This window comes from Mesorhizobium sp. 10J20-29 (genome assembly GCF_054130485.1).
Window position 1 is genome coordinate 553,413 of the sequence record NZ_CP199156.1, and the last position, 23,672, is coordinate 577,084.

A 23,672-nucleotide genomic window follows, 5' to 3' on the forward strand; every position below is an offset into this window, starting at 1 on the left:
TACCCAGAAGCACTCCGGCCTCCCTCGATTGTGTCCCACACGCGAATATGTGAAGGGATTGCCGCAAATGGCAAGTCTGGGGCGCCACCGCGGCATGGAAGACAAGCGTACGATCATCGTCACGGGTGCCTCTTCGGGAATTGGCGCCTATTGCGCGCGGGCACTTCAGGCCGAGGGCTGGCGCGTCTTCGCCACCGCGCGCAAATCAGGGGATATCGACCTGCTGTCTGCCGACGGGCTGGAGGCGTTCTACCTCGACTATCGCGAGCCCGAATCGATTGCCGCCTTCTTTGCCGGCGTGATGGAACGGACCGGCGGCCGGCTCGACGCGCTGTTCAACAACGGCGCCTATTCGCAGGCCGGCGCGGTGGAGGACCTTTCGGTCGCCGCCATCCGCGAGCAGTTCGAGGCCAATTTCTTCGGCTGGCACGACCTGACGCAGCGCGCGGTCCCGGTCATGCGGGCCCAGGGCCACGGCCGCATCGTGCACTGTTCCTCCATCCTCGGCCTGGTGCCTTACAGGTTCCGCGGCGCCTACGCTGCGTCCAAGCATGCGCTCGAGGGGCTGATGCTGTGCCAGCGCGTCGAACTCGCCGGATCGGGTGTCCATGTCTCGCTGATCGAGCCCGGCCCGGTCAAATCGAAGATCGCCGCCAACGGACTGGCCTGGTTTCTCAAGAACATCGACCACGAGCATTCCGTCCATCGGGAGGCCTATGCGGCCGAGCTTGCCCGGCTCGAGGCGGGGGGCAGCGTGTCGCGCGCCAAGCCCGGACCGGAGGCGGTCCATGCGGTATTGCGCCACGCTCTCCTTTCTCGCCGGCCAAGACCGCACTATGTGGTGACGTGGCCGGCACGCATCGGTGTCGCGTTGAAGCGCCTTCTGCCGGCCGGATTGCTTTACAGGGTGCTGGCACGCAACAGCTGACCGCGCACAACGGGGAGAACCAATGGCGACCGTCTTCAACATTCTGGCCATACTTGTCATGGTCGCCGTGGTGATCGTGCTGATCCGCGGTCTCGCCAACATGCTGCGCGGCGGCTCGGGCACGACGTCCAACAAGCTGATGCAGGCGCGCGTGCTGCTGCAGTTCATCGCCGTTGTCCTGCTGCTGCTGACCGTCTATTTCTACCCGCGCTAGGGCCCTGGGCGCGCGGTGATTGTGAAATGGTGAAACTCAACAAGATCTACACCCGCACCGGCGATGACGGCACGACGGGACTGGGCAGCGGCGCGAGACGGCTGAAGTCGGACCTGCGCGTCGAGGCCTACGGCACGGTCGACGAGGCCAATGCCTGCATCGGCATCGCGCGGGTGCACACGGCGCGCGCCCATGTCGACCTCGATGCGATGCTCGGCCTGATCCAGAACGATTTCTTCGACCTCGGCGCCGACCTCTGCATGCCCGATACCGGCGAGAAGACGGACTATGAGCCGCTGCGCATCGTTGCCGCGCAGACGACGCGCGTCGAGCAGGACATCGACCGGCTGAACAAGCACCTGCGGCCGCTGAAATCCTTCATCCTGCCGGGTGGATCGCCGGCCGCCGCGGCGCTGCATCTTGCCCGCACTGTCACCCGCCGCGCCGAACGCATCATGGTGGCGCTTGCCCAGGACCCCGCCGAGCACGTCAACGACGAGGGCCTGCGCTACATCAACCGGGTGTCGGACTTCCTGTTCGTTGCCGGGCGGGTGGTCAATGACAACGGAAACACTGACGTGCTATGGGTGCCCGGGAAGAATCGATAACGCCGTCGCGGCAGCGAAAGGGCAAGCAGTGTTCATCCCGCTCCACGACGCCAACAGCCTGAAGCGCATCAAGCTCCAATACGTCACCTTCGGGCTGATTGCCGCCAACATCATCATCTTCCTGTTTACCGGACTCGGTCCCGAGCAGACGACCACTGCGGCGGTCTACGGCCTCGGCTACATCCCGTCGGTCGCCTTCGACATCGTGGAACTGCCGCCCAACCTGATCCTCGTTCCCGAGGACCTGACCTACCTGACCTACGCCTTCCTGCACGGCGACGTCTTCCATCTCGGCGGCAACATGCTGTTCCTCTGGGTGTTCGGCGACAATGTCGAGGACGCGCTCGGCCACATCAAGTTCCTGATCTTCTATCTGCTCTGCGCCGTCGCGGGAGCCGCGCTGCACGGCTACATCGCGCCCGACTCGCAGGTGCCGCTGATCGGCGCATCCGGCGCCATCGCCGGCGTGGTGGCCGCTTACCTGATCCTGCACCCGAGGGTGAAGATCTGGATCCTCGCCTTCGGCCGCATACCGCTGAGGATCCCTGCCTACATCACCCTGGCGCTGTGGATCCTCTTCCAGTTCGTCATGTTCGCTGCCGGCGGCGAGGACCAGATCTCCTGGGCCTGCCATGTCGGCGGCATTCTGGCGGGCGCCGTCCTCGTGCTGATCCTGCGCAACCGCGACGTGCCGCTGTTTGACCGGCAGATCGTCACCCCGCGCGCCGTGGTGGTCGATCAGCCCAGCCCGGTGCGCCCCATCGAGGCACAGCCGGCGCCGCGTTGGGGCCGCCAGTAATTCAAACGATTTTGGCGAAAAGCCGATATTGACGCCCACCGCGCCCACAACTACGGTCCGGCACGTTTTGCAGGGCCTCGGGCCCGGAAGCGCAACCAAACGTCTGTTTTCGGGTCCAACGTGTCGGCAATCGACAACCGAGCCCTGCGGGTGGCTGCTACTAGCGCCTGAGATTTCTATCGGAGAGGTTATACGCTTATGAAGGTTCTGGTCCCGGTCAAGCGGGTGGTCGACTACAATGTGAAGATCCGCGTCAGGCCTGATGGCTCGGGCGTCGAGCTCGCCAACGTCAAGATGTCGATGAACCCGTTCGACGAGATCGCCGTCGAGGAGGCGATCCGGCTGAAGGAAGCCGGCAAGGTCGACGAGATCATCGTCGTGTCGGTCGGCCCGCAGCAGGCGCAGGAGACACTGCGCACCGCGCTCGCCATGGGCGCCGACCGCGCCATCCTGGTCAAGGTCGACGAACTGGTCGAACCGCTCGGCGTCGCCAAGGTGCTGAAGGGCGTGGTCGAGGCCGAACAGCCGGGCCTCGTGATTCTCGGCAAGCAGGCGATCGACGACGACGCCAACCAGACCGGCCAGATGCTGGCCGCGCTGCTCGGCTGGAGTCAGGGCACCTTCGCCTCCAAGATCGTCATCGAGGGCGACAAGGCCAAGGTGACGCGCGAAGTCGACGGCGGCCTGCAGACGGTCGAGCTGACCATGCCGACCATCGTGACGACCGACCTGCGCCTCAACCAGCCGCGCTATGCCTCGCTGCCCAACATCATGAAGGCCAAGAAGAAGCCGCTCGACGAAAAGAGCGCGGCAGATTTCGGCGCCGATGTCGCGCCGCGCCTGAAGGTGGTGAAGACCGAGGAGCCAAGCGGCCGCAAGGCAGGCGTCAAGGTCAAGGACGTCGCCGAACTGGTCGACAAGCTGAAGAACGAAGCCGGCGTGCTCTGAGAGCCGGAAAGGAATAAAGACATGGCAATTCTCCTCATCGCCGAACACGACAACCAGAGCCTTTCCGACCAGACCGCCAAGGCGCTCTCCGCAGCGCTGAAGATCGGCTCCGACGTGCACGTGCTGGTCGCCGGCAAGGGCGCAAAGGCAGCGGCCGACGCCGCCGCGAAACTCTCGGGCGTGACCAAGGTGCTGCTTGCCGAAGCCGACGAGCTGGAAAACCGGCTGGCCGAACCGCTCGCCGCGCTGATCGTCGGCATGGCCGACGGCTACGACACCATCATCGCGCCGGCCACCACTGCGGGCAAGAACGTCATGCCGCGCGTTGCCGCCCTGCTCGACGTCATGCAGGTCTCCGAGATCGTCGAGGTCGTCTCGCCCGATACGTTCAAGCGCCCGATCTATGCCGGCAACGCCATCCAGACCGTGCAGTCGAGCGACGCCAAGCGGGTGATCACGGTGCGCACGGCCTCCTTCCAGGGTGCGGCCGAAGGCGGCTCGGCCCCGGTCGAGAGCGTGAGCGCTGCCGCCAACCCGGGTCTCTCGACCTTTGTCGAGAACCGGCTGTCGGACAGCGACCGCCCGGAACTGACGTCGGCGAAGATCATCATTTCGGGTGGTCGCGCGCTCGGCTCGTCGGAGAAGTTCCAGGAAGTCATCCTGCCGGTCGCCGACAAGCTGGGTGCCGCCGTCGGCGCCTCGCGCGCCGCGGTGGACGCGGGCTATGCGCCGAACGACTGGCAGGTCGGCCAGACCGGCAAGGTCGTGGCGCCAGACCTCTACATCGCCTGCGGCATCTCCGGTGCCATCCAGCACCTCGCCGGCATGAAGGACTCCAAGGTCATCGTCGCCATCAACAAGGACGAGGAAGCGCCGATCTTCCAGGTCGCCGATTACGGCCTCGTCGGCGATCTGTTCGTCATCCTGCCGGAACTTGAGAAGGCACTTTGACAACGCGCTGACGCGATGGTCAAAATCGCAAGGGCCGGGGTGGACGAAGCCTCCCCGGCCAACTAGGTTGCACTGCACAAAAAATGGGCGGGAAGCCCTTTGACGGGATCAGTGTAATGAGTGGCACTATCGAGACGGTGGGCGTCATCGGCGCCGGGCAGATGGGCGGCGGGATCGCACAGGTTTCAGCGATCGCCGGTTTCAAGGTTCTGCTTTACGACATTTCGGCCGAGAGCATCGAAAAGGGTCTGGCGACGATCAGCGGCAACATGGCGCGCATGGTCGGCTCGGGCAAGCTGGAAGAGGACGCACGCCAGGCGGCGCTCGCGCGCATCACGGCGGCCCCCGGCATGGCCGATCTCGCCACCGCGGACCTCGTCATCGAGGCCGCGACCGAAGACGAGACCGTCAAGCGCAAGATCTTCGCGCAGCTCTGCCCGCAGCTCAATCCCGAAGCCATCATCGCGACCAACACCTCGTCGATCTCCATTACCCGCCTGGCCTCGCAGACCGACCGGCCGGAACGCTTCATGGGCATCCACTTCATGAACCCGGTGCCGGTGATGAAGCTGGTCGAGCTGGTTCGCGGCATCGCCACCGACGACAAGACCTTCGACGCCGCCAAGACCTTCGTCGGCAAGCTCGACAAAACGATCACCGTGTCGGAGGATTTTCCGGCCTTCATCGTCAACCGCATCCTGCTGCCGATGATCAACGAGGCGATCTACACGCTCTACGAGGGCGTCGGCTCGGTCGATGCCATCGACACCGCCATGAAGCTCGGCGCCAATCACCCGATGGGGCCGCTGCAGCTTGCCGACTTCATCGGCCTCGACACCTGCCTGTCGATCATGCAGGTGCTGCATGACGGGCTCTCGGACTCGAAGTACCGGCCCTGCCCGCTGCTGGTGAAATATGTCGAGGCCGGCTGGCTCGGGCGCAAGACCGGTCGCGGATTCTACGACTACCGCGGCGAGCACCCCGTCCCGACGCGCTAGGGGCCAAAACCGCCCGGCGGTACGCAACGCCGCCGAGACTTGGTTTCAGCCGGCGTGCTTCAAGAGCCAGTCGCCCAGGGTCTGGGCGAGCCCCTGGTGAAAATCACCCGTTTCGTCCATGCGCTTGCGATCGAAGCTTTCCCGCTGGTTCGCCGCGCGTGCCATGTAATGATCGAGATCGGCAATCTCGACGAAACTGGCGGCACCTGGTCGCGCCGCCTCGATCGTTTCGAGGATCGCCAGATGCTCCTCGGCGCTGGTCAGGTAATCGGCGCTGCCATAGACGAGCAGCGTGTCGAGCTTCAATCCGGCCCAAAGCGCGGGAAGGTCCAGTTCCGCGATCTGTTGCAGATAGGCATCGGAGGCCGGCAGGTCGATCTCGCCGGCACATTCGGGCCTGGACGCCAGTATTTCCTGGCGCGGCTGCCGTTCGATCAGCAGGCGATGCATGCACCATTGCTTGAGCTGCATCGCACGGCCAAGCGCCGCCGGCGCGGTTCCGGCGAGCTTCAGCTGGCGACGGCGATTGATGAGCTCGTATTCGAACCAGGTCGTCCCGACTGTCTCCATCGCCACGATGCCTCTGACCGGCATCTTCGATGCCAGCAGCGGCCCGACAATGCCGCCGATGCTGTGGCCGACGATGAAGATCCGGTCCGCATCGACATAGGACTTGCTTCGAAGCGCCTGCAGCCCGGCCATGTAGCCGCCCAGTTCGTTCGCCAGATCCACGGAAGAGCAGGGGGCGCCGCGGCTGTCGCCCATGCCGCTCTTCTCGACGCGCATGGTGAGAAAACCCAGGCGGGTGATGGAGGAAAGGAGCTGGCGGTAGACCTCGTCCTCGTCAAAGGGCGATTCCATGCTGTAGCAGCCGATGCCGCCGACAAACAGGACTGCAGGCATCCGGTCGCCATTGAAAGGACGGGTCAGGATGGTGCGGCGCAGATCGCCATCGGCAACAACGGCCTCGTAGAGCGTATCAAAACCCTCTGCCGTCTCGAGTGGCAGGCCGATCAGCGGAACATCCTTGTCCAGGAGCGTACCTGCCCGGCTGACGACGATGCTGAGGCGATCCTGCGCCCGCCTGGGTTTCACGGCGGCGACAACGTCGGCAGGCTCCGCCACGACTCGGCCATCCACCGAAACGATGATATCGCCCGGCCGGATGTCGGCTGCCGCGGCGCTCGAGCCCTCGATCACGCGCTCGACCCGCACGGCCGATCCCTGTGGTCCGTCGGCCTCGCCGCTCTCCATCGCAATGCTGAGGAAGGGGCGACGGGGAAGTTCCTGCGCCGCGCCAGGTCCCGAAACTGCCGCGCCGGCCAGCAGGGCCAGCACACCGAACAACAATCGTCTCAACGCTCTCTCCAGCACTGGCTGCGCAAACCGCCTCTGCGGTCCGTTTTCCTTAATCCGCAGACAGAATTGCAGGCGAGAGAAACTATTCGTGCCGGAAACGCTTGTGCACAGCTACGTGCATCGAGACCGTTGCATCAGATCGCCGACCCGGTCAGCTGCCAGCCGCAGCCAGGAACCGCTTCGCGTCGTCGCTGGCCCAGTCCGCCGGGCCGTTCATGTTGGCGAGCAGGCAGCCTTCGTCGTCGACGAGCAGCGTCACCGGCAGGCCGAGCGCCAGGCCGCGCTTCTTCACGTCGTTGAACAGGTCGAGTGAATTGTCGCGGTAATAGGCGAGCGCATCGACGCCGGTCTCGGCCAGGAATTTTTTCGGCTTGGTGTCGTCGCCGGTATCGACATTGACCGCGACCACTTCGAAGGCGTCGCCACCGATGTCCTTCTGCAACGTGTTCAGCGCCGGCATTTCCTCGCGGCACGGCACGCACCAAGTCGCCCAGAGGTTGAAGAGCACCAGCTTTCCGGCATGGTCGCCAAGCGTCATGGGCGCGCCGTCCGGCCCGTCGAAGGCGAGGCCTTTCAGCGACTGCGGCGGGTCGGCGGGCAGCATGGCCGCGACGGCGCCGGTGGCGGCGGCAGCGACGGTCTTTGCACGGTCCGCCTTCAAGGCGCAGGCCGCGTCATCGGCTGCCGAAGTATCGTCCGCGGCAACGGGCGTTCCGGGCGCGTTGTTGCCAGAAAGGGTGGTCCTGACATATACCGCGACCGCGCCGGCGAGCGCACCGGCCAGCACCGCGATCAGGATCATGCGGCCGGCCGGCATCAGCGATTTCTTTTTATCCGTCATTAAGCGAACTCCAGCGCCCGGTTATCATGATGAGCGAAGACAAGACCAGCAACCAGATGTGGGGCGGACGTTTTGCCTCGGGTCCCGCCGCCATCATGCAGGCGATCAACGCCTCCATTTCCTTCGACAAGGCGCTCTACGCGCAGGACATCCAGGGCTCGCTCGCTCATTCCGAAATGCTTGCGGAAACGGGCATCATCTCCGGCGAAGATCAAGAAAAAATCGCTCACGGGCTGAACACGATTTTGCGTGAAATCGAGGCCGGCAGCTTCGCCTTCTCCGAAAAGCTCGAGGACATTCACATGAATGTCGAGGCGCGGCTTGCCGCACTGATCGGGCCGGCCGCGGGGCGGCTGCACACGGCGCGTTCGCGCAACGACCAGGTGGCGGTCGATTTCCGGCTCTGGACGAAGCAGGAATGCCTGCGCGTCGCCGAGGCGCTGAAGGGCCTGATCGCAGCCTTCCTGGAGCGCGCCGAGGAGCATGCCGCAACCGTGATGCCGGGCTTCACCCACCTGCAGACCGCGCAGCCGGTAACCTTTGGCCATCATTGCATGGCCTATGTCGAGATGTTCTCGCGCGACCTGTCGCGCGTCAGGGACGCGATCGAGCGGATGGACGAGAGCCCGCTCGGCGCCGCGGCCCTTGCCGGCACAGGTTTCCCGATCGACCGCGATATGACCGCCAAGGCGCTCGGCTTCCGCGAGCCGACCCGCAATTCGCTCGATTCCGTGTCCGACCGCGATTTTGCGCTGGAGTTCCTGAGCCTGTCGGCCATCTGCGCCACGCATCTGTCTCGACTGGCCGAGGAGATCGTCATCTGGTCGACGCCGCAGTTCGGCTTCGTCAAGCTGTCCGACCAGTTCTCGACCGGCTCGTCGATCATGCCTCAGAAGAAGAACCCGGACGCCGCCGAACTGGTGCGCGCCAAGACCGGGCGCATCAATGGCGACCTGATCGCGCTGCTGACGGTGATGAAGGGCCTGCCGCTGACCTATTCCAAGGACATGCAGGAAGACAAGGAAGCCGTCTTCGACGCGGCAGAGACGCTCGACCTGATGCTTGCCGCCATGACCGGCATGGTGCGCGACATGACTGTCGAGACGGCTGCCATGAAGCGCGCCGCCGGTAGCGGCTATTCGACGGCGACCGACCTGGCCGACTGGCTGGTGCGCGAACTCGGCATGCCGTTCCGCGAGGCGCACCACGTTACCGGCCGCGCCGTCGCGTTGGCCGAATCACGCAAGTCGCCGCTCGAGAAGCTCGGCCTGGCAGACCTGCAGTCGATCCATCCCGGCATCACCGACGGCATCTTCTCCGTCCTGTCGGTGAAGAATTCGGTCAACAGCCGGACAAGCTTCGGCGGCACCGCGCCGAAAGAGGTCAGGAAACAGGTCCGCTATTGGAAGAAGCGCCTCGCCAAGGCATGATTTGCCGGGGTGCAAAGGCCCGGAAACTTCGCTAAAAGCGGCTGACGTATTTTCTCAGGCACGGATGGCTTCGATGACGGCTGGCAGGATTTTCACGACGCTCGTGCTTCTGACGGCCGTCGCAATGGCTTCGGCCTGCGGCCGCAAGGCCGGCCTCGATACGCCCTACGAGGCGCAGGTGCAGGCGCGCAAGGATGCGCTGAAAGCAGGCGAACCAGCCCCGCCCGAGCCTGAACAACCCGATACGGACAAGCCCTTCCTGCTCGATCCGCTGCTCTGACACTTTTCCAGGCGAATTTGCCGTGAACCATTTCGATTACCGCGACGGCGTGCTGCACGCCGAAGACGTAGCCATTCCGGCCATTGCGGCAGCGGTCGGCACGCCTTTCTACTGCTATTCGACAGCGACGCTGACGCGGCACTACACGGTGTTTGCCAAGGCCTTCGAGGAACTCGACGCGCTGGTCTGCTACGCCATGAAGGCGAATTCCAACCAGGCCGTGCTGAGGACGCTGGCAAAGCTCGGCGCCGGCGCCGACGTGGTGTCGGAGGGCGAGATGCGCCGCGCGCTTGCCGCCGGCATCCCCGCCGACAGGATCCTGTTCTCGGGTGTCGGCAAGACGGCGCGGGAAATGGATTTCGCGCTCGAAGCCGGCATTCTCTGCTTCAACGTCGAATCCGAACCGGAACTCGAGCTTCTGTCGGCCCGCGCCTCGGCCTTGGGCAAGACCGCGCCCATCTCGCTGCGCATCAATCCCGATGTCGACGCCCGGACGCACGCCAAGATTTCCACCGGCAAGGCGGAGAACAAGTTCGGCATCGCCTGGCAGCACGCCCGCGCCGTCTACGGCAAGGCCGCAGGATTGCCCGGCATCAAGGTGGTCGGCATCGATACGCATATCGGCAGCCAGATCACCGAGCTGCAGCCCTTCGACGATGCGTTTGCGCTGCTCGCAGAACTGATCGGCACGCTGCGGGCCGACGGTCACGCGATCGAGCATGTCGATCTCGGCGGCGGCCTGGGCATTCCCTACAGGACGGACAATGCCCCGCCGCCGCTGCCGGATGCCTACGCCGCGATCGTCAAGAAGCATGTCACCAGCCTCGGCGTGAGGGTCATGTTCGAGCCGGGCCGGCTGATCGTTGGCAATGCGGGAATCCTCGTCAGCGAGGTGATCTTCGTCAAGGAAGGCGACGTGAAGAACTTCCTGATCGTCGACGCGGCGATGAACGACCTGATCCGGCCGACGCTCTACGAGGCCTACCACGATATCCGCCCGGTGGTGCAGCAGCCGGCTGACGCGCCGCGCATGATCGCCGACGTGGTCGGGCCGGTTTGCGAGACCGGCGACTATCTGGGGCTCGGCCGCGAGCTGCCACGGCTGAAGTCCGGTGACCTGATCGCGCTCGGCACCGCCGGCGCCTATGGCGCGGTGCAGTCCGGAACCTACAATTCCCGCCTTCTCGTGCCGGAGGTCCTGGTCGACGGCGACCGCTTCCACGTGGTGCGCCCGCGGCCGGCCTACGACGATCTGATCGGCCTCGATTCGCTGCCCGACTGGCTCTAGCGGGCAAGTGGGGGACGATCACGTTTTCGCTATCCCGCCTCGCCTTTGCCTCGATTGCTGCTATTCTTTGAGTCCTGAGGTCTGCGACGCATTTCGCGGTTCGCGCTGGAAGGGCTGATGGCGGCGGAAGACGGCAAGACGATTTTTTCAGGAAGGCTTGCCCGCACAAGGGCCGCTATCGCTGCGACGATGACCGTCGAGCGTGGCTGGCCGCTGATCCTGCCATTTCTGGTCGTTGCAAGCCTGTTCCTCAGCCTGTCCTGGCTTGGCGTATTGCGTGTAGTCCCCGACGCCGCCCGACTGGTCCTGATGGTCATTCTTGCCGCCGGCGCCGTGGCTGCGCTCGTTCCGCTGCGTCTGTTCCGCAGGCCGACCGCCGCCGAAATCGACCGCCGCATCGAACGCGCCAACCGGCTGCCGCACACGCCGGTGCTCGTCCAGGCGGACCGGCCGAGTGGCCGGGATACCGCATTTTCCGACGCGCTCTGGCGCGAGCACCAGCGCCGCATGGCTGCCAGCCTCGACGGGCTCGTCGGCGACATGCCACGTACGCGCGTTCCCGAACGCGATCCATGGGGGCTGCGCGCCGTAGCCGGATTGCTGCTGATTACCGCCTTCGCCTTCTCCCACGGACCGCTCGGCGGCAGCCTCGGCGACGGTTTTCGCGCCCATGCCCGCGCCGAAGCCGTGCCGGCCCGCATCGACGCCTGGGTGACGCCGCCGGTCTATACCGGCAAGCCGCCGCTGTTTCTGACCGCAACCGGCAACCTCGAGCAGCAGGTCTTCTCCGTTCCCGAGCAGAGCGACCTGGCGCTTCGCGTAACCGGCGGCTCGGGGGCCGAGGAACTGGTCTTCACGGACGCCGCCGGCGCCATGCGTGACCTGATGCCGGAAGGCGCAGGAGAGGCTGCCGACGCCAAGCCGGCGGCCGGCGGCCGGTCCACCGTTCGGCAGTTCTTCGCCAAGCTGACCGTCGACGGCGTCCTCTCGCTGAAATCCGGTGAGCAGGAACTGGCGCAGTGGGTGTTCACGGTCATCCCCGACCAGCCCCCGGTGATCCGTTTTGCCGACGAGCCGAAGCGCGCGGTCAACGGCGCGCTGGAACTCGCCTACGAGATCGAGGACGACTATGGCGCAGCTTCCGCCGAGGCGGTGATCGAGCTCGGCGAGCCGCCGGCCGGTGACGCACGGCCGCTCTATGCAGCGCCGGAGATGCCGCTGACGCTGCCGCGACGCGACGCCAAGGAGCCGGCAGCCAAGACCTCGCGCGACCTGACCGAGCACGTATGGTCAGGCTCGACGGTGATCATGACGCTGAAGACTCGCGACGAGGCAGGCCAGGAGGCGACGAGCGAGGCCAAGACCTTCGTGCTGCCGGAACGGCCCTTCACCAACCCTCTGGCCAAGGCCATCGTCGAGCACCGCAAGATCCTGTCGCTGGACGCCAACCGCAAGCGCCACGTCCTCAATCTCATTGACGCGATCACGCTGCGCCCCGAGGACACGCTCGACAACGCCTCGCACTATCTCGGGCTGATGACCGGCCGCACCATGCTCAAGATGGCGTCGAGCGACGACCAGCTGCGTGAGGTGGCCGACTATATGTGGCAGATGGCCCTGGCCATCGAGGACGGCGACCTGTCGGCCGCGGAGAAGCGGCTGCGCCAGGCGCAGGAGGCCCTGCAGCAGGCACTGGAGAATGACGCCTCCGACGAGGAGATCGAGCGGCTGATGGCAGAGCTGCGCGAGGCAATGGACGAGTTCCTGCGCGAGTTCGCCGAGCGCGCCATGCAGAACCCCTCCATGGCCGATCAGATGCCGCGCGACGGCCAGGAGATGCGCCAGAGCGACCTGCAGAAGATGCTGGACCAGATCGAGAACCTGGCCAAGTCGGGCAACCGCGACCAGGCGCGCGACCTGCTCGCACAGCTGCAGGAGATGATGAACAACCTGCAGGCCGGGCGGCAGAATCCGGGCCAGAGCGGGCAGCAGAACTCCGAGATGCGCCAGCAGATGGACAAGCTCGGCGAGATCATGCGCCGCCAGCAGGAGATGATGAACGAGACCTTCCGCATGGACCAGATGCAGCGCGGCCAGCGCCAGCGCGGCAAGGACCGCAGCGAGCAGTTCGGTGAAGGCGGCGAGCAGGGAGAACAGGGCCAGCAGGGCGACCAGGGCGAGGATGGCCAGGGCCGCCCGATGACCCCCGAGGAATTCGCCGAGGCGCTGAAGCAGTTGCAGCAGGGCCAGGGACAGTTGCAGGACGACCTGGAAGCGCTGATGAAAAGCCTCGAAGGCATGGGCATGGAGCCGGGCGAAGGCCTTGGCGAGGCCGGCGAGGCGATGGGCGAGGCAGAAGGATCGCTCGGCCGCGGCGAAGGCGATCGCGCGGTCGGCGAACAGGGTCGCGCGCTGGAGGCCCTGCGCAAGGGCGGCCAGAACATGATGGAACAGATGATGCAGGCCATGCAGGGCGAGGAAGGCGGCGGCCAGGAAGGCGGGCGCCAGCAGAACGCCGACCGCGACCCGCTCGGCCGGCCGCGCGCCACGCAGGGTCCGGACTTCGGCGATTCGGTGAAGGTGCCCGACGAGATCGACGTGCAGCGCGCGCGCCAGATCCTGGAAGCCATCCGCAAGCGCCTCGGCAACGCGCTGAGCCCCGAGCTCGAGCGCGACTATCTCGAGCGGCTGCTCGACATGAAGTAGTCGGCGCCTGTCGCGCGGCACGTCGCCAGTAAGATCGAGAGCGGGCGAGGCTAGCCCGACGGCAGGCCGGGATCGGTCTTGCGCAGCGCAGCTGACGAAGAAAATGCAAGCCACCATTCGGAAAGCCGGGTGCGACGGCCGAGTTCGGCCCTCCCCTCCGGCGCGGCGGTGAAATAGGCAATCATGGCGCCGAGATGCAGATCGGCAAGCGACAGCGTGTTGCCGACAAGGAAAGGCCCGCCGGCCGCCAGCTTTTCCAGAGCCGCCAGAACCTGTGCGGATTTTTCCAGTCCCTCGGCAATCATGCCTTCGTCGGCGTTTTGCCCCGTGGCAGGGGCAAAGACTCGCTGGGCAAAGACCTGCCTGACCATCGGCCAATAGCCGTAGGAATCGGCAATGGCGACGATCTGGTTCATGCGCGCCCGCTGCTGCGGATCGGAGGGCTGGAGCGTCGCCGGCCCGAAGGCCTCGTCCACATAACGGGTGATCGCCGATGTCTCGTAGAGCACGAAGCCGTCATGGATAAGCGTCGGCACGCGCCCGAACGGATGGAGGGCGAGATAGTTCTGCGGGACCGGGTCGGCGAAGGGGTTCACCTCGACATGCGTCCAGGCGCACCCCTTCTCGGCGAGCGTCATGGCGACGATGCGCAGATAGACGCTGTAGCGGTAGCCGTGCAGCTCCAGCGCCATGCGGCTCAGGCGTCGCCCTTGACGATGCCGACGAAGGGCAGCTCGCGGAAGGCATGCGCGACGTCCATGCCGTAGCCGACCACGAAATAATCCGGGCAATCGAAGCCGACGTGATCGGCGTTGAGCGAGGTCTGGCGGCGCATCGCCTTGTCGAGCAGCACGGCGATGGAGACGCTTTTCGCGCCGCGCGACAGCATCAGGTCGCGGGTAAAGGACAGCGTCTTGCCGGATTCCAGAATGTCGTCGATCAAGAGCACGTCGCGCCCGGCGACCTCGTTGTCGATGTCGCGCAGCACCCTGACCTCGCCGCTGGTCGTGCCGGCGCCATAGCTGGAGATGAAGATGAACTCGACTTCCGGCGACAGGCCGACATCGTGCATGGCGCGGATGAGGTCCGCCGCAAAGATGAAGGAGCCCTTGAGGATCGAGATCACCAGCAGGTCGTGGTAGTCGCGCTCGGCGATGTCCTTGGCGAGTTCGAGATTGCGCCGCGCAATGGCCGACGCGGAGTACAGGACCTCGATGTCCTTGCCCCTGACTACTGGCATTTTTCCGATCCTATTCGCCGAAGGTGACCGAAACGGTCTTCACCCCGTTCTTAGGCACATCGAGGCGGCTCGAAAAGGCGAATGTTTCGCCAGGCGCCAGCGGACGGTCGCCTGTCCCCAACCTGTAGTGGGTGATTCGGCCGTCGTCGCCGGTGACGGTGATCTCGAGCGCAGGCAGGGTCTCGACCGAACTGCCGTCATTGGCGGCCTCGCCGTCAACGAAAAGAACCGGCCGCGGCCCTGATACGTCGACGCGCGACGTGACGCCGGAAATGCGCAGCGCCTGCAATTGCTGTGGCGCTGCAAGGAAAGGCGCGCTGCGAACGAGGGCGTGGCCGCCGGAGACCCAGAAGGCTGCCAGAGCCAGCCCGACGCCGAATGCCCAGAATGCCGGGCCCCCGCGCCGCGAAACCGCGTTCTGTGGCTCCGCCTTCCTGCGGCTCAGCATCTCCATGCCGGCAAGCGGTGCTGCGGCCGATCCGATGGATGCAGTCGCTTGTGCGGGCGCGGGCTTGCGTTCCGGGCTTGCGGAGACGATCTCGTATTCCGCGTCGACGATATCGTTTCCCTGCTGGCCGGCAGGGCTCGATCCGGCCGTTTCCGGCGCGTCGGTCATTATTTCGCCGGAAACCGGGCGTGGCCTTTCATCGTCAGCCATTTCTCAGCCGATCACCCTTTGGAGCCTTGTCGGTTTGGGGGTAAACCGAAATGGTTAACGCTTCACGACTTTGTCCGCGTCTGGAGCGCAAATTAACCCGCGATTAACCATGCGGGTCCGATGGTCGGACAATGTAAACGGTCCGGCCCTCCGGAGCCGTCAGTCGAGGTTTCCAGCACTTGATCCGTTTCGAAAATGTCGGTCTGCGTTACGGTATGGGGGCAGAGATTCTTCGCGATCTCTCCTTCGAGATACCGGAGCGATCGTTCCAGTTTCTGAGCGGTCCCTCCGGCGCCGGCAAGACGTCGCTGCTGCGCATGCTGTTCCTCTCCCTCAAGCCGACGCGCGGCCTGATCTCCGTGTTCGGCAAGGACCGCGCGCGCATCACCCGGCGCGAGCTGCCGCATATCAGGCGGCGCATCGGCGTGGTGTTCCAGGATTTCCGCCTGCTCGACCACATGACGACCTACGAGAACGTCGCCCTGCCGCTGCGCGTGCGCGGCCGCGAGGAGGCGAGCTACCGCAGCGACGTCACCGAACTCCTGAAATGGGTCGGTCTCGGCGAGCGCATGCATGTGCTTCCGCCGGTGCTCTCGGGCGGCGAAAAGCAGCGTGCGGCTATCGCCCGCGCACTAATAGAGCAGCCGCAGATCCTGCTCGCCGACGAGCCGACGGGCAATGTCGATCCGCCGCTCGCCCGCCGGCTCCTGCGGCTCTTCATCGAGCTCAACCGGCTGGGCACCGCGGTCGTCATCGCCACCCACGATCTCGGCCTGATGGAACAGGTCGACGCGCGCCGCATGATCCTGTCCGGCGGAAGGCTCGACATCTATGACTGACACAACCGCCGAGGACGAGTTCGACCACGAGGAGATCGTCACGCCGCGGGTCCAGCGCCGCATGGCGCCGATCGTGCCGGCGCAGAACATTGCCGGCCGCGCGCTGATTTCGGTCATCGCCATCATGACCTTCCTGTCATGCCTGACGCTCGGCGCGGTGACGCTCGTGCACGACACGGCCGCCGTCTGGGAGAACCAGATCTCGCGCGAGGCAACCATCCAGATCAAGCCGGCGGAGGGGCTGGACATGGAGGCCGCGCTGGAAAAGGCGGCGGCGGTCGCGGGCGGCTTTCCCGGCATCGTCGGCACGCGCATCGTCGACCGCGAGGCAACCGCCCGCCTGCTCGAACCCTGGCTCGGCAGCGGTCTCGACATCGACGAACTGCCGGTGCCACGGCTGATCATCGTGACGCTCAACGAGGCCTATCCGCCGAATTTCGAGCGGCTGCGCATCGCGCTATCGGCCGTCGTGCCGGAAGCCAGCATCGACGATCACCGGACCTGGGTCGACCGCCTTGTGACGATGGCGCGCACCACCGTGACGATCGGGGTTGCGGCGTTGGCGCTGATGCTGACCGCGACCGTGCTGTCGGTCGTCTTTGCAACGCGCGGCGCGATGGCCGGCAACGGCCACATCATCGAGGTGCTGCATTTCGTCGGCGCCGAGGGGCGCTTCATCGCAACCGAGTTCCGCCGCCATTTCCTGCTGACGGGCATGAAGGGCGCCGCGTCTGGCGGCCTTGCGGCCGTTCTCGTCTTCATCGTCTTTTCGTTCTGGTCGTCCCGCAACCTGGCAACGCCCGAGGCAGACCAGGCGACCGCCCTGTTCGGCAATTTCGCCATCGGCGCCAGCGGCTATGGCGGCGTTGCGCTCATCGTTCTGGTGATTGGCATATTGACTGCCGCGACTTCGCATCTGACGGTCATCGCCTATCTGACCGACCTCGATACACGCCAGACCGACTCATGATATCAGCCAACCCATACATTGCCGCAATTCAGGGCTAGAAGTGCAGCCGATGAAGGGACGCCAGGATTCGGACTTGGCCCGCACGGAAGCGGGCCGCGACGATGGTGCCGTGGCTGAAGCCCGCCGGCCCGCGCGAGTCCTGTGGCTTTCCGGCGTTGGCGTCCTGGTGGCGGGCGTCGTGTTCCTCGCCGGCTTTGCCATCTTCTCGACCCATGTCAGCCAGCTCGCCACGCCGAACGATCCAGAGACGGCCGACGCCATCATCGTGCTGACCGGCGGCCAGGCGCGCCTCGACGCCGCGATAGACCTCCTGAAGTCCGGCAAGGGCAAGCGCCTGCTGATCAGCGGTGTCCACCCGGATGCCAATCGCGACGACCTCAGCGCGGTTACCGGCGGCGGCAAGCAGCTGTTTTCCTGCTGCGTCGACATCGACCATGCTGCGCTCGACACGATCGGCAATGCCGAGGAAAGCGCAAAGTGGGTGCGCAGCCACGCCTATGACCGGATCATCCTGGTCACCAACAACTACCACATGCCGCGCAGCATGCTGGAAATGGGACGGCTTCTCGGCAACGCCGTGCTGGAGCCCTACCCGGTCGTCAACACGCGCCTCGACGAAGGCCGCTGGCTGCAGCCGCCGGCGCTGCGCGTGCTGTTCACCGAATACAACAAGTACCTGCTGGCGCTGGCGCGCGGCATCGTTCCGCTGCGGCCGACCGCGAACGGCCTCTCGGTGGTGAGCGCGACCGCCGCGCAGAACTGATCCGTCTTCCCGCCGGCCGAACGGCCGAAGCGTTTCCATTCTCGACACGGCTGGTGTAACCAACGAGCAGCTCTCACTGCCGGTCCTGCATCCATGCTCATCATCCGATCGCTGGCGTTCAACGTCGTCTTCTACCTCAACCTGATCGTCCAGATGATCGGCTGGTCTCCCTACTATTTCCTGTCGCCGCGCCACCGCGCCTGGTTTGTCCCGAAATTCTGGGCCAGGACCAATCTCTGGCTGATGGAAAAGATGGTCGGCACCAGGAGCGAGATAACCGGCCAGGAGAACCTGCCCGAGGGCTCCTTCATCCTCGCCCCGAAGCACCAGTCCTTCTGGGACACTTTCGCGTTCCTGCCGTCGCTGCGCGATCCGCTCTACATCTTGAAGCGCGAGCTGACCTGGATCCCCATTTTCGGCTGGTACATCATGAAGATGGACATGATCCCGGTGAACCGCGGCAAGCGCTCGGTCGCGCTGAAGAAGGCCGTCATCGACACCAAGCGCGAAATGGCGGAGCACAACCGCCAACTCATCATCTACCCGGAAGGGACGCGACGCGCGCCGGGGGACGAACCGCTCTACAAATACGGCATCGTCGAGATCTACGCGCAGCTCGGCCTGCCGGTGGTCCCGGTGGCGCACGTGGCGGGCCTGTGGTGGCCGCGCCGCAAGTTCATGCGCTATCCCGGCACGATCAAGGCGCGCTTCCTGAAGCCCATCCCGGCGGGTCTCGAGCGCGAGGAATTCATGCGCCGCCTGATCGCCGAGACTGAGGAAGCCTGCGATGCCTTGCTGGTCGAGGCGGCATCGCTGCCCGGACACCCGCCCCTGCCCCCGACGGCGCAGAAGCGGCTCAAGGAGTTGACGCAAGCCGGCAAGGGACGCGACGCGGCCCCGGCAGGCTGAGCGAAGTCAGCCGCTTGCCGCGTCGAGTTCCGCGATGTCTGCCGGCGCAAGCTCGAGCGTCGCGGCCCTGACAAGGCTCTCGGTCTGCGCGAGCGTCGTGGCGCTGGCGATCGGGGCGGTGACGCCCGGCCTGGCAATGACCCAGGCCAGCGCGACCTCGGCGGGCTGCGCGGAATGCCGCGCAGAGACGGCGTCGAGCGCGCCGAGAATGCGCATGCCGCGATCGTCGAGGTAAGAGGCAACGCCGCCGCCCCTCGGGCTTTTGCCGAGATCGGCCTTGCTGCGGTACTTGCCCGAGAGGAAGCCCTTTGCGAGGCTGAAATAGGTGAGGACACCGATGTCCTCGGCCAGGCACAGGTCGCGAAGAGGACCATCGAAGCTTGCGCGGTCGTAGAGATTGTATTCCGGCTGCAGCACCTCGTAGCGCGGCAGGCCCTTGGCGCGCGATATGTCGAGCGCGTCGCGCAGCTGCCCGGCATCGAGGTTGGACGCGCCGGCATGGCGGATCTTGCCCTGTTCGATCAGCCGCTGGTAGGCGCCTAGCGTCTCCTCGTAGCCGACCGTCGGGTCCGGCCAGTGCGACAGCTAGAGGTCGATCCTGTCGGTCTGCAGGCGCCTCAGCGAATCCTCGACCGCCCTGGCGATGTAGGTCGCCGACAGGTCCTTCCTGCCCTGCCCCATGTCGGAGCCGACCTTGGTGATGACCACCACCGCGTCGCGGTTGCCGCGCGCCTTCATCCATCGGCCGATGATCGTCTCCGATTCGCCGCCCGAATTGCCTTCGACCCAGCGCGAGTAGGAATCGGCCGTGTCGATGCCGTTGAGCCCGGCCGCGGTGAAGCGGTCGAGCAGGTCGAAGGAGGTCTTCTCGTCGGCGGTCCAGCCGAAGACATTGCCGCCGAAGACGAGCGGGGCGATTTCAAGGTCGGTTCGTCCGAGGCGGCGTGTGCGCAAGATGAATTCTCCGTGGATCCGGTTCCGGCTGGGTCGCGTCGGAACCACTATTGGCGAAACTAGGTCATTTGCCGCGAGCGTAAAGGCCGGCCGGCGCAGGCCCGCCCGCCGTCGGCGCGACGAGCCGACCGACTTCCTCAAGCCAGCGGTCGCGGATGCCGAGCGCCCTGAGGTGCTCGACGGTGTTGAGCACGTATTCCTCGTTGGGGCCGGCCTGGCCCACGGCGCCCGAGACCATCCTGGCCGCATCCGATTCGTGCAGATTGCCGGCGTACTGATGGTGCCGCCGGTCGACGACATAGGACACGGCCGGTTCGATGCCGCCGTTTTCCAGGCGAATCGGCAGGTGCCGTTCGATATAGACGTTGGTGACGAGTTCGCGGTCGCGCAGATAGGTCATCACCTCTTCGCGCAACTCGCCGGGCACCCGGAAAGCCATCCCGACGCAGGAGCCGCCACGGTCGAGCCCGAGCACCAGCCCCGGCCGCTCCGGCGTGCCGCGATAGATGTGGGATGTGACGCAGAGCGAGCGCCGAAAGCCGTGCAGCCGCGCCCGGCGCGTCTCGACATGCGCAAATCCGGGCCGCCACATAAGCGAGCCATAGCCAAAAACCCAAAAATCGCCCATATCGCCTAGCCAGTGTATGTTGCGCGGGACGCTGCCGCCCTGCGTAGGAGGGTTAGCGCATGCGCCCGGTCAGGGGCAGACCCGTCGCAACAATTTGTGCAGAAGTGAATATCGAGGAACAGCATGGCCGTCACGGACGAGAAACAGACGAATTACGGCCGGCGGATCTTCTGGCTGGGAGTGTTCGTCATCGTTCTGTGCGCCGGCTACACCGCCGGCTGGTACTATCTCGCCGGTGCCTTTGAGAAGAGCGCCCGGCAAACGATCGCCAAGATGAACAGCAACGGCGTCTCGGCCGACTGCGAGAATCCGGTCGCACGCGGCTTTCCCTTTCGGCTGGGCCTCTATTGCGACAGGGTCTCGTTTTCCGACCCGGCTGAGGCCGTCGGCTTCACCGCAGGCGAATTCCGCTCGGCCGGGCAGATCTACGACCCGTTCCGGTTCGTCGCCGAGCTCGACGGTCCGGCGATGGTGGACACGCCCGGCAGCGGCGCGCTCAACTTGGACTGGGACATCATGCGCGCCAGCGTGCGCTGGGCCGAACCGCTGCCCGAGCGCGTCTCGCTCGAGGGCGGCAACGTCGCCGCGAGCCTCGTCACCGGCAAGCAGCTCGGCACGGTTGGAGATTTCCAGGCCCATCTTCGGCCGAACGGACAGGACCTCGACATCGCGACGAGCTTCGACAACCTCATCGTTGACCCATCCCGCGTCGATGGACGGACGCTGCCCCCGCTGTCCGGGCAGACCGACCTGACGATAGACAATGGCGTGGGCCTGGTCGGCACGGGCATCCAGAACCTGCGTGGCCAGTCCGGGACGATACGCGAGGCATCGCTGTTCAGCGGACCGAAAACCGGCCTGACCATAAGCGGTCCGTTTTCGATCGGCGAGGACGGGCTGATCGATGCCGATCTGAAGATCACGGTGCGCAATCCCAACGGCCTGTCGACGGTGCTGGCCGCCGCCTTCCCCGAGAACAGCGACGAGATCATCGCCGGCGTATCGGCGCTTTCCTTCATGGGCAACGCGCCATCGCTGCCGCTGACCATCAAGAAGGGCCGCGCCAATATCAGCTTCGTGAAGCTCGGGAATATCCCGCCGCTCTGAGCCGCGCTACTTCTTTGGCGGGTGCACGACCGCCTGGCGACCGAAATCGGGCACGTCGATGTCCTGGCCGGCCTCGATGATCGACCGGCGCACGGCGCGGGTATGCGTGAACATGTCGAACAGCTTGTCGCCATCGCCCCAGCGGATCGCCCGTTGCAGCGAGGCGAGATCCTCCGAGAAGCGCGCCAGCATCTCGAGAATGGCGTCCTTGTTGTGCAGGCAGACGTCGCGCCACATGGTCGGGTCCGAAGCGGCAAGGCGGGTAAAATCGCGAAAGCCGGAAGCCGAGTACTTGATCACCTCGGACTTGGTGACAGTCTCGAGGTCGTCGGCCGTTCCCACGATGTTGTAGGCAATGATGTGCGGCAGGTGCGAGACGATGGCGAGCACCATGTCGTGGTGCTCCGGGTCCATCGTGTCGATGTTGGAGCCGCAGCGGCGCCAGAACTCTGACAGGCGCTCCAGCGCGGCAGGATCGGTGTCCGGCAGCGGCGTGAAGATGCACCAGCGGTTTTCGAACAGCTCGCCAAAGCCGGAATCGGGACCGGACTTTTCGGTACCGGCAAGCGGGTGCCCGGGAATGAAATGCACACCGGCCGGGATGTGCGGCTCCATCTGGGAAATCACCGAACGCTTGGTCGAGCCGACGTCGGTGACGATGGCGCCGGGCTTCAGGACCGGCGCGATTTCCGCGGCGACCGCACCCGAAGAACCGACCGGCACCGAGATGATGACGAGGTCCGCATCGCGCGCCGCATCGACGGCGCTGGTCGAATAGCTGTCGCCGAGCCCCAGTTCCTCCGCCCGCGCCAGCGTGGCCGCGCTGCGCGTCGCGATGGCGACGTGACCGGCAAGACCCTCGCGCCGGATGACGCGCGCCAGCGACGAGCCGATCAGGCCGATGCCGATCAGCGCGATTCTGGGAAACAGAGGTTCGGACATCGCGCTCAGCTTTTCAGGAATTCGGTGAGGGCAGCAATGACGCCACGATTGGCTTCTTCGGTGCCGACCGTCATGCGGAGCGCATTGGGGAAGCCATAGCCGGAGACGCGGCGCAATATGTAGCCGCGCGCTGCCAGGTAATCGTCCGCCTTTGCAGCCGAGTGGGCCTCGCCATCCGGGAAATGCACGAGGATGAAGTTGCCGACGCTCGGGGTGACGCGCAGCCCGAGCTTCGTCATTTCCTCGGTCAGCCAGCGCAACCAGCGCTCATTGTGCTCGATCGTGCGATCGACATGGCCGCGATCGCGCATCGCGGCGATGCCGGCCTCTATGGCGCCGGCATTGACGTTGAACGGCCCGCGCATGCGGTTGATCGCGTCGACGATGTGCGCCGGGCCGTACATCCAGCCGATCCGCAGGCCGCCAAGGCCGTGGATCTTGGAGAAGGTGCGCGTCATGACGGCGTTCTGAGACCCGGCGACCAGCTCAACGCCGGCCTCGTAGTCGTTGCGCCGGACATACTCGGCATAGGCAGCGTCGAGCACCAGCAGCACGTTGCCGGGCAGGCCGGCGTGCAGGCGGCGGATTTCCTCGGACGGCAGGTAGGTGCCGGTCGGATTGTTGGGGTTGGCAAGAAAGACGATCTTCGTCTTCGGCGTGACCGCGGCGAGAATGGCGTCCACGTCGGCCCGCTCGCCCTTCTCCCTGACGCTGACCGGCGTGGCCCCCGCGGCCTGGATGTAGATCTTGTAGACCAGGAAGCCGTGCTCGGTGAAGATCGCCTCGTCGCCCGGCGACAGATAGGCCTGCGCCAGCAGGCCGAGGATCTCGTCCGACCCGTTCGAGCAGACGATGTTGGCCGGGTTCAGCCCGTGCAGCTCGGCGATTGCCTCGCGCAGCCGCGTGGCGGAACCGTCGGGATAGAATTCGAGCCTGCCGGCTACGTCGCGCACCGCCTCGATGACCTTCGGCGAAGCGCCAAGCGGGTTTTCGTTCGACGACAGCTTGTGGATCTTCGACACGCCGGGCGCCGCAGCGCTCTTGCCGGGCACGTAGGCCTCGATTTCCATGATGCCCGCGCGGGGTGTCGGACGTGACGGCGTTGCCTCGGTCATGGTCTTGAAATTCCGTTGAAATGACCTCTTGCGGAGGCAGTGCGGAAATACAGGCCGGGGCCGGAATTGTCGAGGCCGTTGACGCCGCAGCATGTCAGGCTTAAATGTCGGCCAGGATCCGTGGTGATTTGGCCGGTCGGCTTGCAGCCACGTTAAACAACTCGCTAAAGGGCCGTTTGCATCGTGTAACCGGCTTG

At 65.5% G+C, this 23,672-nt stretch carries 24 protein-coding genes, 1 pseudogene and 1 riboswitch; of the genes and pseudogenes, 16 read left to right on the forward strand and 9 right to left on the reverse strand.

Going from position 1 to position 23,672, the window contains the following annotated elements; translation table 11 throughout:
- Positions 1 to 67 precede the first annotated feature (67 nt).
- The 7 genes from ACT2BZ_RS02680 to ACT2BZ_RS02710 all read left to right on the forward strand — a co-directional run bounded on the left by ACT2BZ_RS02680 (position 68) and on the right by ACT2BZ_RS02710 (position 5,446).
- Complete coding sequence (locus ACT2BZ_RS02680) at positions 68 to 928, forward strand: SDR family oxidoreductase (RefSeq protein ID WP_457939090.1); 861 nt, start codon at positions 68 to 70, stop codon at positions 926 to 928.
- 22 nt (positions 929 to 950) lie between these two features.
- Positions 951 to 1,142 carry a twin transmembrane helix small protein gene (locus tag ACT2BZ_RS02685; protein ID WP_457939091.1) on the forward strand — a complete coding sequence of 64 codons (192 nt, stop codon included), beginning with the start codon at positions 951 to 953 and terminating at the stop codon, positions 1,140 to 1,142.
- A 26-nt stretch (positions 1,143 to 1,168) separates the two neighbouring features.
- The gene (locus ACT2BZ_RS02690; protein WP_457939092.1) at positions 1,169 to 1,750 is read left to right on the forward strand and encodes a cob(I)yrinic acid a,c-diamide adenosyltransferase; all 582 of its coding nucleotides are present in this window, start codon (positions 1,169 to 1,171) and stop codon (positions 1,748 to 1,750) included.
- A gap of 28 nt (positions 1,751 to 1,778) precedes the next feature.
- The gene (locus tag ACT2BZ_RS02695) at positions 1,779 to 2,549 is read left to right on the forward strand and encodes a rhomboid family intramembrane serine protease (RefSeq protein ID WP_457939093.1); all 771 of its coding nucleotides are present in this window, start codon (positions 1,779 to 1,781) and stop codon (positions 2,547 to 2,549) included.
- A 198-nt stretch (positions 2,550 to 2,747) separates the two neighbouring features.
- Positions 2,748 to 3,497 carry an electron transfer flavoprotein subunit beta/FixA family protein gene (locus tag ACT2BZ_RS02700; protein WP_457939094.1) on the forward strand — a complete coding sequence of 250 codons (750 nt, stop codon included), beginning with the start codon at positions 2,748 to 2,750 and terminating at the stop codon, positions 3,495 to 3,497.
- A gap of 21 nt (positions 3,498 to 3,518) precedes the next feature.
- Positions 3,519 to 4,448, forward strand: a complete 930-nt coding sequence (locus ACT2BZ_RS02705; protein WP_457939095.1) for an electron transfer flavoprotein subunit alpha/FixB family protein — start codon at positions 3,519 to 3,521, stop codon at positions 4,446 to 4,448.
- 116 nt (positions 4,449 to 4,564) lie between these two features.
- On the forward strand, positions 4,565 to 5,446 hold the full coding sequence (locus ACT2BZ_RS02710) for a 3-hydroxybutyryl-CoA dehydrogenase (protein WP_457939096.1): 882 nt from the start codon (positions 4,565 to 4,567) through the stop codon (positions 5,444 to 5,446).
- Positions 5,447 to 5,491: 45 nt separating this feature from the next.
- On the opposite strand, the gene ACT2BZ_RS02715 is transcribed toward ACT2BZ_RS02710, so the two are convergent.
- The gene (locus ACT2BZ_RS02715; RefSeq protein WP_457939098.1) at positions 5,492 to 6,805 is read right to left on the reverse strand and encodes an alpha/beta fold hydrolase; all 1,314 of its coding nucleotides are present in this window, start codon (positions 6,803 to 6,805) and stop codon (positions 5,492 to 5,494) included.
- Positions 6,806 to 6,956: 151 nt separating this feature from the next.
- Complete coding sequence (gene tlpA / locus ACT2BZ_RS02720) at positions 6,957 to 7,646, reverse strand: thiol:disulfide interchange protein TlpA (protein ID WP_457939100.1); 690 nt, start codon at positions 7,644 to 7,646, stop codon at positions 6,957 to 6,959.
- Positions 7,647 to 7,675: 29 nt separating this feature from the next.
- On the opposite strand from tlpA, the gene argH reads away from it, so the two are divergent.
- The 4 genes from argH to ACT2BZ_RS02740 all read left to right on the forward strand — a co-directional run bounded on the left by argH (position 7,676) and on the right by ACT2BZ_RS02740 (position 13,350).
- The gene (argH, locus tag ACT2BZ_RS02725; RefSeq protein ID WP_457941202.1) at positions 7,676 to 9,076 is read left to right on the forward strand and encodes an argininosuccinate lyase; all 1,401 of its coding nucleotides are present in this window, start codon (positions 7,676 to 7,678) and stop codon (positions 9,074 to 9,076) included.
- A 73-nt stretch (positions 9,077 to 9,149) separates the two neighbouring features.
- Positions 9,150 to 9,356 (forward strand): hypothetical protein, encoded by a 207-nt coding sequence (locus tag ACT2BZ_RS02730; protein WP_457939102.1) that lies wholly within the window; start codon positions 9,150 to 9,152, stop codon positions 9,354 to 9,356.
- A 22-nt stretch (positions 9,357 to 9,378) separates the two neighbouring features.
- A complete protein-coding gene (gene lysA, locus ACT2BZ_RS02735; protein WP_457939104.1) occupies positions 9,379 to 10,644 on the forward strand; it encodes a diaminopimelate decarboxylase in 1,266 nt (421 codons plus the stop codon).
- A gap of 117 nt (positions 10,645 to 10,761) precedes the next feature.
- Positions 10,762 to 13,350, forward strand: coding sequence for a TIGR02302 family protein (locus ACT2BZ_RS02740; RefSeq protein ID WP_457939106.1), 2,589 nt, complete (start codon positions 10,762 to 10,764; stop codon positions 13,348 to 13,350).
- Between the two features lie 50 nt (positions 13,351 to 13,400).
- Here ACT2BZ_RS02740 and ACT2BZ_RS02745 read toward each other — a convergent pair whose 3' ends face one another.
- The 3 genes from ACT2BZ_RS02745 to ACT2BZ_RS02755 are packed head-to-tail and all read right to left on the reverse strand — an operon-like array spanning position 13,401 to position 15,206.
- Positions 13,401 to 14,042 carry a glutathione S-transferase family protein gene (locus tag ACT2BZ_RS02745; RefSeq protein ID WP_457939107.1) on the reverse strand — a complete coding sequence of 214 codons (642 nt, stop codon included), beginning with the start codon at positions 14,040 to 14,042 and terminating at the stop codon, positions 13,401 to 13,403.
- A gap of 5 nt (positions 14,043 to 14,047) precedes the next feature.
- Positions 14,048 to 14,590, reverse strand: a complete 543-nt coding sequence (gene hpt, locus ACT2BZ_RS02750) for a hypoxanthine phosphoribosyltransferase (RefSeq protein ID WP_457939108.1) — start codon at positions 14,588 to 14,590, stop codon at positions 14,048 to 14,050.
- 10 nt (positions 14,591 to 14,600) lie between these two features.
- Positions 14,601 to 15,206, reverse strand: a complete 606-nt coding sequence (locus tag ACT2BZ_RS02755; RefSeq protein ID WP_457939110.1) for a hypothetical protein — start codon at positions 15,204 to 15,206, stop codon at positions 14,601 to 14,603.
- A gap of 221 nt (positions 15,207 to 15,427) precedes the next feature.
- Here ACT2BZ_RS02755 and ftsE point away from each other — a divergent pair, with 221 nt between their 5' ends.
- The 4 genes from ftsE to ACT2BZ_RS02775 all read left to right on the forward strand — a co-directional run bounded on the left by ftsE (position 15,428) and on the right by ACT2BZ_RS02775 (position 18,729).
- On the forward strand, positions 15,428 to 16,087 hold the full coding sequence (gene ftsE, locus ACT2BZ_RS02760) for a cell division ATP-binding protein FtsE (RefSeq protein ID WP_457939112.1): 660 nt from the start codon (positions 15,428 to 15,430) through the stop codon (positions 16,085 to 16,087).
- A complete protein-coding gene (locus tag ACT2BZ_RS02765; protein WP_457939114.1) occupies positions 16,080 to 17,057 on the forward strand; it encodes a cell division protein FtsX in 978 nt (325 codons plus the stop codon). The genes ftsE and ACT2BZ_RS02765 overlap by 8 nt, the downstream gene beginning before the upstream one ends.
- 49 nt (positions 17,058 to 17,106) lie before the next feature.
- On the forward strand, positions 17,107 to 17,820 hold the full coding sequence (locus ACT2BZ_RS02770; protein ID WP_457939115.1) for a YdcF family protein: 714 nt from the start codon (positions 17,107 to 17,109) through the stop codon (positions 17,818 to 17,820).
- Positions 17,821 to 17,913: 93 nt separating this feature from the next.
- Positions 17,914 to 18,729: a lysophospholipid acyltransferase family protein gene (locus tag ACT2BZ_RS02775; RefSeq protein ID WP_457939116.1), complete on the forward strand. Its 816-nt coding sequence runs from the start codon at positions 17,914 to 17,916 to the stop codon at positions 18,727 to 18,729.
- A 6-nt stretch (positions 18,730 to 18,735) separates the two neighbouring features.
- Here ACT2BZ_RS02775 and ACT2BZ_RS02780 read toward each other — a convergent pair.
- Both ACT2BZ_RS02780 and ACT2BZ_RS02785 read right to left on the reverse strand, forming a co-directional pair.
- Positions 18,736 to 19,683 (reverse strand): annotated as a pseudogene (locus ACT2BZ_RS02780) (aldo/keto reductase).
- A gap of 64 nt (positions 19,684 to 19,747) precedes the next feature.
- Complete coding sequence (locus tag ACT2BZ_RS02785; RefSeq protein WP_457939117.1) at positions 19,748 to 20,311, reverse strand: gamma-glutamylcyclotransferase; 564 nt, start codon at positions 20,309 to 20,311, stop codon at positions 19,748 to 19,750.
- Between the two features lie 123 nt (positions 20,312 to 20,434).
- On the opposite strand from ACT2BZ_RS02785, the gene ACT2BZ_RS02790 reads away from it, so the two are divergent.
- Positions 20,435 to 21,418: a DUF2125 domain-containing protein gene (locus tag ACT2BZ_RS02790; RefSeq protein ID WP_457939119.1), complete on the forward strand. Its 984-nt coding sequence runs from the start codon at positions 20,435 to 20,437 to the stop codon at positions 21,416 to 21,418.
- A gap of 6 nt (positions 21,419 to 21,424) precedes the next feature.
- On the opposite strand, the gene ACT2BZ_RS02795 is transcribed toward ACT2BZ_RS02790, so the two are convergent.
- Both ACT2BZ_RS02795 and hisC read right to left on the reverse strand, forming a co-directional pair.
- A complete protein-coding gene (locus tag ACT2BZ_RS02795) occupies positions 21,425 to 22,360 on the reverse strand; it encodes a prephenate/arogenate dehydrogenase family protein (protein ID WP_457939120.1) in 936 nt (311 codons plus the stop codon).
- 5 nt (positions 22,361 to 22,365) lie between these two features.
- Positions 22,366 to 23,475, reverse strand: a complete 1,110-nt coding sequence (gene hisC / locus ACT2BZ_RS02800) for a histidinol-phosphate transaminase (protein ID WP_457939122.1) — start codon at positions 23,473 to 23,475, stop codon at positions 22,366 to 22,368.
- 110 nt (positions 23,476 to 23,585) lie between these two features.
- A riboswitch (SAM riboswitch) is annotated at positions 23,586 to 23,663 on the forward strand.
- Positions 23,664 to 23,672: the final 9 nt, after the last annotated feature.

Coding starts and splice junctions, on each gene's coding strand:
- hpt (WP_457939108.1), bottom strand. CDS start 14,590: ATGCCAGTAGTCAGGGGCAAGGACATCGAGGTCCTGTACTCCGCGTCG.
- ACT2BZ_RS02770 (WP_457939115.1), top strand. CDS start 17,107: ATGAAGGGACGCCAGGATTCGGACTTGGCCCGCACGGAAGCGGGCCGC.
- ACT2BZ_RS02790 (WP_457939119.1), top strand. CDS start 20,435: ATGGCCGTCACGGACGAGAAACAGACGAATTACGGCCGGCGGATCTTC.
- tlpA (WP_457939100.1), bottom strand. CDS start 7,646: ATGACGGATAAAAAGAAATCGCTGATGCCGGCCGGCCGCATGATCCTG.
- argH (WP_457941202.1), top strand. CDS start 7,676: ATGAGCGAAGACAAGACCAGCAACCAGATGTGGGGCGGACGTTTTGCC.
- ACT2BZ_RS02700 (WP_457939094.1), top strand. CDS start 2,748: ATGAAGGTTCTGGTCCCGGTCAAGCGGGTGGTCGACTACAATGTGAAG.
- ACT2BZ_RS02740 (WP_457939106.1), top strand. CDS start 10,762: ATGGCGGCGGAAGACGGCAAGACGATTTTTTCAGGAAGGCTTGCCCGC.
- ACT2BZ_RS02775 (WP_457939116.1), top strand. CDS start 17,914: ATGCTCATCATCCGATCGCTGGCGTTCAACGTCGTCTTCTACCTCAAC.
- ACT2BZ_RS02765 (WP_457939114.1), top strand. CDS start 16,080: ATGACTGACACAACCGCCGAGGACGAGTTCGACCACGAGGAGATCGTC.
- ACT2BZ_RS02785 (WP_457939117.1), bottom strand. CDS start 20,311: ATGGGCGATTTTTGGGTTTTTGGCTATGGCTCGCTTATGTGGCGGCCC.
- ACT2BZ_RS02705 (WP_457939095.1), top strand. CDS start 3,519: ATGGCAATTCTCCTCATCGCCGAACACGACAACCAGAGCCTTTCCGAC.
- ACT2BZ_RS02795 (WP_457939120.1), bottom strand. CDS start 22,360: ATGTCCGAACCTCTGTTTCCCAGAATCGCGCTGATCGGCATCGGCCTG.
- hisC (WP_457939122.1), bottom strand. CDS start 23,475: ATGACCGAGGCAACGCCGTCACGTCCGACACCCCGCGCGGGCATCATG.
- ACT2BZ_RS02685 (WP_457939091.1), top strand. CDS start 951: ATGGCGACCGTCTTCAACATTCTGGCCATACTTGTCATGGTCGCCGTG.
- ACT2BZ_RS02730 (WP_457939102.1), top strand. CDS start 9,150: ATGACGGCTGGCAGGATTTTCACGACGCTCGTGCTTCTGACGGCCGTC.
- ACT2BZ_RS02755 (WP_457939110.1), bottom strand. CDS start 15,206: ATGACCGACGCGCCGGAAACGGCCGGATCGAGCCCTGCCGGCCAGCAG.
- ACT2BZ_RS02680 (WP_457939090.1), top strand. CDS start 68: ATGGCAAGTCTGGGGCGCCACCGCGGCATGGAAGACAAGCGTACGATC.
- ACT2BZ_RS02690 (WP_457939092.1), top strand. CDS start 1,169: ATGGTGAAACTCAACAAGATCTACACCCGCACCGGCGATGACGGCACG.
- ACT2BZ_RS02745 (WP_457939107.1), bottom strand. CDS start 14,042: ATGGCGCTGGAGCTGCACGGCTACCGCTACAGCGTCTATCTGCGCATC.
- ACT2BZ_RS02710 (WP_457939096.1), top strand. CDS start 4,565: ATGAGTGGCACTATCGAGACGGTGGGCGTCATCGGCGCCGGGCAGATG.